This is a genomic window from Nesterenkonia aethiopica, assembly GCF_039534665.1.
Taxonomy (GTDB): Bacteria; Actinomycetota; Actinomycetes; order Actinomycetales; family Micrococcaceae; genus Nesterenkonia; species Nesterenkonia aethiopica.
On record NZ_BAAAVT010000053.1, the window covers coordinates 1 to 507 of the forward strand.

Consider the following 507-nt stretch of genomic DNA (forward strand, 5'->3'; position numbering starts at 1 on the left):
CGCGCGAACAGGGCGAATATTAGCGCCTGCTTGTTCGGGAAATGGTGGATAAGGCCGCCTTTACGGCACTGTTGCAAAGTTAGCGATGAGGCAGCCTTTTGTCTTATTCAAAGGCCTTACATTTCAAAAACTCTGCTTACCAGGCGCATTTCGCCCAGGGGATCACCATAATAAAATGCTGAGGCCTGGCCTTTGCGTAGTGCACGCATCACCTCAATACCTTTGATGGTGGCGTAAGCCGTCTTCATGGATTTAAATCCCAGCGTGGCGCCGATTATCCGTTTCAGTTTGCCATGATCGCATTCAATCACGTTGTTCCGGTACTTAATCTGTCGGTGTTCAACGTCAGACGGGCACCGGCCTTCGCGTTTGAGCAGAGCAAGCGCGCGACCATAGGCGGGCGCTTTATCCGTGTTGATGAATCGCGGGATCTGCCACTTCTTCACGTTGTTGAGGATTTTACCCAGAAACCGGTATGCAGCTTTGCTGTTACGACGGGGGGAGAGA

The 507-nt window shown here is 51.9% G+C and carries 1 pseudogene; it reads right to left on the reverse strand.

Annotated elements, in window-relative coordinates:
• Positions 1–116 precede the first annotated feature (116 nt).
• Positions 117–507, reverse strand: a pseudogene (locus ABD658_RS15315) (IS6-like element IS26 family transposase); the annotation flags it as partial.